Annotated in this window: 6 protein-coding genes; 4 read left to right on the top strand and 2 right to left on the bottom strand. The window is 35.5% G+C overall.

The window, feature by feature from the left end; all coding sequences use genetic code 11:
* Together ACTG3Y_RS06095 and ACTG3Y_RS06090 are read right to left on the bottom strand one after the other, a co-directional pair.
* Positions 1 to 4,099 (bottom strand): PKD domain-containing protein (locus ACTG3Y_RS06095; protein ID WP_439152036.1); only part of this gene is annotated, 4,099 nt, incomplete at its 3' end.
* A gap of 22 nt (positions 4,100 to 4,121) precedes the next feature.
* Positions 4,122 to 4,586, bottom strand: a complete 465-nt coding sequence (locus tag ACTG3Y_RS06090) for a hypothetical protein (RefSeq protein WP_439152035.1) — start codon at positions 4,584 to 4,586, stop codon at positions 4,122 to 4,124.
* A 189-nt stretch (positions 4,587 to 4,775) separates the two neighbouring features.
* On the opposite strand from ACTG3Y_RS06090, the gene folE reads away from it, so the two are divergent.
* The 4 genes from folE to lgt all read left to right on the top strand — a co-directional run bounded on the left by folE (position 4,776) and on the right by lgt (position 8,118).
* Positions 4,776 to 5,453 carry a GTP cyclohydrolase I FolE gene (gene folE, locus ACTG3Y_RS06085; protein ID WP_439152034.1) on the top strand — a complete coding sequence of 226 codons (678 nt, stop codon included), beginning with the start codon at positions 4,776 to 4,778 and terminating at the stop codon, positions 5,451 to 5,453.
* Positions 5,454 to 5,510: 57 nt separating this feature from the next.
* Entirely contained in the window at positions 5,511 to 6,992 is a 1,482-nt protein-coding gene (gene cysS, locus ACTG3Y_RS06080; protein ID WP_439152033.1) for a cysteine--tRNA ligase, read from the top strand.
* A 2-nt stretch (positions 6,993 to 6,994) separates the two neighbouring features.
* Entirely contained in the window at positions 6,995 to 7,228 is a 234-nt protein-coding gene (gene yidD, locus ACTG3Y_RS06075) for a membrane protein insertion efficiency factor YidD (protein WP_439152032.1), read from the top strand.
* Positions 7,229 to 7,293: 65 nt separating this feature from the next.
* Positions 7,294 to 8,118 (top strand): prolipoprotein diacylglyceryl transferase, encoded by an 825-nt coding sequence (lgt, locus tag ACTG3Y_RS06070; RefSeq protein WP_439152031.1) that lies wholly within the window; start codon positions 7,294 to 7,296, stop codon positions 8,116 to 8,118.
* The last annotated feature ends 33 nt before the right edge of the window (positions 8,119 to 8,151 follow it).

Here is an 8,151-nt window from a genome sequence, read left to right as displayed (position 1 = left end):
TAAAACCTTCCTGCTCATCGTCTGGTGTCACTGCATCACATAACTCTAATGGTGCTGGTTGTACCAATACGGGTAATGGGTTAACAATCAGCTCTAAAGTCGTTAGCTTATAACAGCCTGCTACAGTCATAGTATCGGCAACGCGTATCCATATGATCTGTGTATTGGCTGTGGTATTGGTATAGGCGTTTGGATTGGCTATTGGGTTAGTGCCTGCGTTGGCATTGGCCTCTGTTTCGTGATAGCTAACCATATACTGCATAGGATCCTGACCGTTTAAGACTTCTGATGCCTTGGTCGTTAAGTCAAAGGTGGCAAAACCGTCTGCTGAGATATCATCACACTCCTCCAGTGGTGTTGGCTCTATAAGCTGTGGTGTTGGCTCTACGATTAATTGTAACTCCACAACTGTGGCGCAGGCCGTGGCTATAGTACTACTCTCTACTCGTACATATAGGGTCTGAGTGTTAATCACAATATTGTTATAGGTCACCGTAGTGTCTATAGCATCTACATTGTTATCGGCATTAGCAAAGGTCTCGTGATAACTTACTGTTAATCCTGGTGCTCCTCCGGTGATCTCATTATCAACATCGGTTAAAGTAAACAGTCCAAAACCGTCATTATCCGGATCACAATAGCGTAATGGGTTTGGTGTATTGGCTACTGGTGCCTGCTCTACCACTACATCTAATGTGGTCGTGTCATAACAACCCGTATTGATATCTTCTACGCGGACAAATATGGTCTGTGGATTTGTGGTGTTGGTATATAGCGTTGGTAATGGGTTCACCTCGGCATCGGCATCCGCCTGTGTCGCATAATAACTCACTGAATAGTTTGGATTGTTACCTGTGATCTCTGTGTTCTTAATACTTAAGTCAATCTCTGTAAAACCATCTGGTACTCCGTCGTCACAAACTTCTAATGGGGTTGGTGCTACTACCGCTGGTAATGGATTAACGACTAAATCAAAACTTACGCTAGATGTACAGCCTGTTAGTGTATTGGTTAATACCGCAACGACCGGTTGTGGGTTACTGGTATTGCCGTATAAGGTTGTAATAGCATTGATTCCTGCATCGGCATCTGCCTGATTTTCATAATAGCTCACCGTTACATTGACTTGACCATCTAAGATCTCTGCATCCTTGGTCGGTAAATCAAATAACTCTTGCTCATCTCCTGGATTGTTAGCATCGCATAACTCATAAGGTGTGACCGCCACTACGGTTGGTCGTGGATTGACAATTAACTGCAAGGTCGTGATATCGTAGCAGCCCGTTGTGCCATCTTCTATGCGTACAAAAATCTGTTGTGATCCCGCTACAATATTCGTGTAATTTATGGGTAAAGAATTAGTGCCTGCGTCCGCCTCGGCCGGTGTGTCGTAATAACTTACTATCACTCCAGCCTGTGCACCTATTACCTCCGCATCCTTCGTGCTTAAATCGAATTCAGCAAAACCATCATTATCATCGTCGCAAACCTCTAAGGGAGTTGTCGCGTTGGCTGTTGGGTTGGCGATTACTTCTAAGTTTAATACATTTAAATTAAAGCAAGTTGTTGTTGAATTTTCTAAACGAATAAATATTGTTTGATTATTAGCTGTTGTATTAATATAACCATCTGTAATTTCTGGCGTACCAGCTGTAGCATCAGCCAGAGTCTCATGGAAAGTAACCGTAACTCCTGTTTGTCCATTTAGAATTTCAGCAATTTTTGTCGTTAAATTAAACATCATAAACCCATCTGTATCATCATCACATACTTGTAAAGGTGATACTGGCACTATATCTGGCACTGGATTAACAATTAAATCAAAAGTTATTGTCCCAAAACAGTCAGGATTTGCTGGGTCTTCTACTCTTACAAATACTGGTTCAAGATTTGGAATGGTATTAGTATAATTCGTCGCCAGAGGCATTGAATTATTATCTGCATCAGCCTGAGTACTATGAAATGACACATTAAATGTTGCTGGATCTTGTCCACCAAGAATATCTGGAATTTGAGAACCTAAATCAAAAGTTTCAAAACCATCATTACTTGAATCATCACAAACAACCATATCCATTGGTTGATTAGCAATTGCTCTATCGTTAACAATTAGTCTAAATTCTTCTACAGCTGAAGCATTATAACAAGCTGCATCGGTTACACTTTCAATACGAACAAATATTGGTTGAGAATCGGCAACAGTATTCACATAGTTTAAAGATAAAGCACCAGTATCTCCATCTGCATCAGCAAAACTTAAATGATACGTCACTTCATAATCGGTTGCAGGTTGTGCACCTAAAATACCCGCTGTTTGAGCACTTAAATCAAATTCTTCAAATCCATCATTAGAATCATCATCACATATTTCTATATTAGCAACTGGATTAATTATTGGTTGAGCCGAAAAATTCAATGTTATAGTACTTGTTGCAAAACAACTCGTACCATTAGCTTCTGTTCTTACATAAACAATCTCTCCATTTGTGCCGTTATAGGCATTAGTTCCTGTTAAAGCAGCCGTACCATTTTCAGCATCATTTAATGTAGGGTGAAATGTTACTGTATAATCCATTACATCTAATGGATTTAAAATATTTGCAATTTCTGCATCTAAATCAAACTCAGCTGTAACTGCAGCACTGCACTCAGTCAATGAAATGTTATTAAGTACAAATGGATCTGCAATTCCTATAACAATTTCATCTTGTGTGCTACAAGGATCACCAAAAACAGCATCAAAACCATCTGCCAAAAGCGTATAGGTACCAGACTGTGTTGCATTTAAAGTTGGACCTGTCTCACCTGGTATCGTTACACCATCTAATTGCCATTCGAACGTATTGAAAGCACCGTTAAATGTTGGATCTATTAAATAACTATCACCATCACATAAATCTTGATCAGCACCCAAATTTACCTGACAAATAATATCACAGTTTGTAGTAGCGGTAGAATTTACTGTATCTAATTCTAGATTAATAAATCCTGCATCACCACTAAAATTAGTAATTAACAAAACATAGAAAGAGTTTGCAGGAGCTCCGAGTATAGTAATATCCTCTGTCGCAGAGGCTGAATAACTACAATCCTCTTGAGTTGTTGCATTCAAATCATCTGCACCACATTCTGGCTGTGAAAATGGGCCCCAGATTATAAAATCAACATCATTATCCGCAGGTCCATTCGGAGTACTAGATTGTGTTAAAGTAAAAAACAAATCACCAGGAGTATCTCCTGTTTGTAAAAAATACCATCTTGGATTAGGTTGGGAACCTAAGCAATCATAATCTATTCCACCTTCTGCATCACCTATACCTACTGGTGATGGTACATTACTGATATCAGAACAAATTGGTAATGCACCGGCGCAAGTATCGTTATCTAACACATCTACCTGTATAGAATTATCTGTTTCTGTACATCCCAATGGATTAGTATCAGTAACAATTAATGTTACAGTATATGTACCAGGATTTGGATAAGCATAATTAACGTTTTGACCATTTAAAGTATCACCATTACCAAAATCCCATGTATATGTAGCTCCTGTTCCGTCTACAGAAAAAGTTGAACTTCCTTCAAAATTTATTATTTCACCTGGATCCACCTCTATGGTTCCTGCTACTGCAGCTGGAGTAGTATTATCTATAGACGGTGTTATAGTTTGACAAGGCGTAAAACAAACAATATCTGCTGCCCATCCATCTGCAATACCAGATCCACCAGAAATAAATTCAATTGTTAAACATCCTGAAGTATTTGTGTCTGATGCATTCACAGAGAACGCACCGACAGGTCCAAAGTAAGACCCTAATAATGTGGCTGTAACGTCATCACCATCATATATATTCATGGTATCAACATTAAGACCTTGTTGTGTGAAAAATTCAGTAAAATCTAACTGAATAAAATCTCCGGCCACATCAGGACAAATTGTAGTTACTAAATTTTCATCAAGACTATAAGGTCCGAATTCACCTCCAGAATCATAAAACACATCAGAACATTGGTTGAATGTGCCATTGGACATGATAATATCTTGAGAGAATCCTAAGCCTGCAGTGAAAAGCGTTAGTAAGAGTAATATTTTTTTCATTATACTGAGTTGTCAGTTAGTGTTAGCTTTTTGTTCTTCTATATTGAGAAGTAATTTGAATAAAATAATCGGTGTTATCAATTCGATAGACGTAAGTTCCTTTTGTGAAAAAGTCTAATTTATATTTTAATGGATTAAAACTGTTAAAATCAAATGTTGAGTCTCTTTGTAAATCACTATTGTACTCATTAAACAATGGAACTTCAGAAAGCAATTTACTATGTTTCTGTGTTTTTGGATTGGTGTCTTTATAAATGGTAATTCTATTTCTAAGTAAGTGTTTAATATCTTTTAAGAAATTTGCATTTTGATAAACCAATTCATTAGCGTTAGATTGATATACCTCATCAATCATTGCTTTTTCCTTTTTTGATAAAGGTGCATCAACATTATCTGGAAAACTTATTGGAACATTTTTAGAATCTTGGCTGAATACAGAAAAACTTATAAATAATACAGGTAGCAAGATTAATAATTTGGTTTTCATTTTTTATGATTTTGTTTAATCTCGAAAATTAAGAAAATTTTAGGATAACGAAGGTTAATTCGTCAATGATATTGGCATTTTAACGGTTTTACTTATATAACAGCCAGGATAAAAAAACTCCTACCCTACTCATACTATTTTTATTGCGTATCTTTGCAATCTTATTTATAACAGTAAAGAACAGTTACAATGAAAATCGATAGCGATTTTAACGATATTGATGCTTTAGGTGATGACCACGTTGGTTCATCGAGCGAAACTCCTTTAAGAGACGATGCTTTTAAATTGTCTAATAATGAGAAAATCGAAATTATTAAAGACGATGTTAGACACATTATGGAGACTTTGGGCTTGGATCTCGGTGACGATAGTTTAAAAGGTACTCCAAATAGAGTTGCAAAAATGTTTGTTAACGAAATTTTCAGCGGCTTAGATCCAGATAAAAAACCTAGTGCTTCTACCTTTGATAATAAGTATAAGTATGGAGAAATGTTAGTAGAAAAAAACATAACCGTTTACTCTACTTGCGAGCACCATCTATTACCAATTGTTGGTAAAGCCCATGTCGCCTACATTTCTAATGGTATAGTTGTAGGATTATCTAAAATGAATAGAATTGTCGACTACTTTGCTAAACGTCCTCAAGTACAAGAAAGATTGACTATACAAATAGTTAAAGAGCTTCAAAAAGTATTAAACACTGAAGACGTAGCCTGTGTCGTAGACGCTAAACATTTATGTGTTAACTCTCGAGGAATTAGAGATACAGAAAGTAGCACTGTTACTTCAGAATTTGGAGGTAAATTCAAAGAAAAAGAAACACGACGAGAGTTTTTAGATTACATAAACTTAGATACTCAATTTTAGTTTGCTTTGTCAGAGCTAGTTATTTAGTTTTGTTAGTAAATTACTCAATCTTACATCATGGCTTTATACCAAAACCAAACCATTAAAATATACAATTCACTTTCGGGTGAAAAAGAAGAGTTTATACCTATAACAGAAGGTTATGTTGGTATGTATGTTTGTGGACCAACAGTATACAGTAATGTACACTTGGGAAATGTTAGAACTTTTATGTCTTTTGATGTTATCTACAGATATTTAAAACATCTGGATTACAAAGTTAGGTTTGTTAGAAATATTACCGATGCAGGCCATTTGGAAAATGACGCAGATGAAGGTGAAGATAGAATTGCTAAAAAAGCAAGACTAGAAGCTATAGAGCCAATGGAAGTTGTTCAACGCTATACCGTTGATTTTCATAATACCTTAAACAAATTTAATTTTTTACCACCTAGTATTGAGCCAACTGCTACTGGCCATATTATTGAACAGATTGAAATTATTAAGAGCATTATTGACAATGGTTTTGCTTACGAAGTCAATGGATCGGTATATTTTGATGTACATAAATATAATGAGAGTAAAACCTATGGTATTTTAAGTAAGCGCAAACTTGAAGATCTTATACACAATACCAGGCAGTTAGATGGTCAATCTGACAAAAAGAATCCACAGGATTTCGCACTCTGGAAAAAGGCTGAACCACAACACATTATGCGCTGGCCATCACCTTGGAGTGACGGATTTCCAGGATGGCATTTAGAATGTACAGCAATGAGTACTAAATATCTGGGTGAAAAGTTTGATATCCATGGTGGCGGAATGGATTTAAAGTTTCCGCATCACGAGTGTGAAATTGCTCAAGCAGAAGCCACAAATAACGAAAGTCCGGTAAACTATTGGATGCATGCCAATATGTTAATAATGAATGGCAAAAAAATGGCAAAATCTACAGGTAATTTTATTTTGCCTAATGAGATTTTCTCTGGTAATAATCCACATATCACGAAAGCCTATTCACCAATTGTAGCGAGATTCTTTATGTTGCAGGCACATTACAGAAGTATATTAGACTTTACAAATAATGGCTTACTAGCAAGTGAGAAAGGATTTCATCGATTAATGGATGCCATTAACTTACTAGACGGTCTAAAAGTTAGTAATGATTCTTCATTTGACGTTTCAGCATGGAAACAAAAGTGTTACGGTGCTATGAATGACGATTTTAATACACCTATTTTAATTGCTACCTTGTTTGATGCTGTAAAATTTATCAATCAAATTAATGACGGAAGTGCGAGTATTTCAAAAGATGATTTAGAATTACTAAAACGTACTATTGAAGCTTTCACCTTTGATATTTTGGGATTAATTAATGTATCTCAAGACAATACTGGGACAGATAAACTCTCTGGTGCTGTTGAAATATTAATAAACCTTAGAAAAGAAGCCAGAATCAACAAAGATTTTGCTTTATCTGATAAAATTAGAGATGAATTAGCAGAAGTTGGTATTCAGTTAAATGATAGTAGAGAAGGTACCACGTTTACGACTAACTAAATGTGAAAAAGATTCTTACATATCCATTTTTGTTTCTAATAAAAGTTTATCAAACGCTTCTGTCGCCTCTTTTTCCAGCAACTTGCAGATATCAGCCGACTTGCTCACATTATGCAAAGGAAGCCTTAGAAGTTCATGGATTTTTTAAAGGTGGTAAGTTAGCGCTAAAACGAATTTTTAGTTGTCATCCGTGGGGAGGACAAGGTTTTGATCCTGTACCTCCAAAAGAAGACTAATATTACGTTAATCTCATTTTCAATCGCTTTCAAAATATTATATTTACTGCATAAACAGAATTTTTATGTATTTGTTACAAATTGAATGGGATCCTATAAAATCTCTGGATCTAGGTTTTTTTGAACTTCATTTTTACAGTGTAATGTGGATAGTTGCCTTTATTTTAGGCTTTTATATTACGAAACGTATTTATAAAAACGACGGACAGTCTGAAGAGTCACTTGATTCATTATTTATTTATTCTGTTTTAGGAATTATGTTAGGAGCACGGTTAGGTCATGTAATATTCTACCAACCAGAATTAATTACGGAAGACTTCTTTAGTATCTTTTTACCATTTAGCTTTAAAGATGGTATAAGATTTACCGGCTTTCAAGGTCTTGCTAGTCATGGTGCAGCAATTGCCATGATAATTTCCATGTATCTCTACAATAAAAAAGTACTCAAAAAAACAGTACTTTGGATCTTAGATCGTGTGGTTATACCAGTGGCCTTAGGTGCTGTATTCGTTAGAATAGGGAACTTTATTAATTCTGAAATAATAGGTATGAAAACAGATTCTGCCTTTGGTGTTATCTTTAAACAGCTTGGTGAAACTGAGGCCAGACATCCTGCGCAATTGTATGAAGCTTTCTTTTATATTTTTGTGTTTTTAATCCTTTTCTTTTTTTACTGGAAAACAAAAAAATCAGAACAACAAGGGTTTTTATTCGGTCTGTTTTTAGTTTTACTTTGGACCGTTAGGTTCTTTGTGGAATTTGTAAAAGAAGCACAAGTAGACGAACGTGCTGATTGGGTATTAAATACAGGTCAACTTTTAAGTATTCCGTTTGTTTTAATTGGTTTATATTTTATGTTTTTATACAAACCAAAAACTAAATTGAGTTAACACTTTTGAAACATCTATTTAAATATTCTTTAT

This window comes from Winogradskyella sp. (assembly GCF_965656915.1).
GTDB lineage: Bacteria > Bacteroidota > Bacteroidia > Flavobacteriales > Flavobacteriaceae > Winogradskyella.
The sequence above is the reverse complement of the archived record's forward strand: the minus strand, read 5'-3'. Positions and strand labels throughout refer to the sequence as shown.

What these genes read in the sequence shown, in the direction of transcription:
- ACTG3Y_RS06090 (WP_439152035.1), bottom strand. Translation starts at nt 4,586, where the DNA reads ATGAAAACCAAATTATTAATCTTGCTACCTGTATTATTTATAAGTTTT.
- lgt (WP_439152031.1), top strand. Translation starts at nt 7,294, where the DNA reads ATGTATTTGTTACAAATTGAATGGGATCCTATAAAATCTCTGGATCTA.
- folE (WP_439152034.1), top strand. Translation starts at nt 4,776, where the DNA reads ATGAAAATCGATAGCGATTTTAACGATATTGATGCTTTAGGTGATGAC.
- cysS (WP_439152033.1), top strand. Translation starts at nt 5,511, where the DNA reads ATGGCTTTATACCAAAACCAAACCATTAAAATATACAATTCACTTTCG.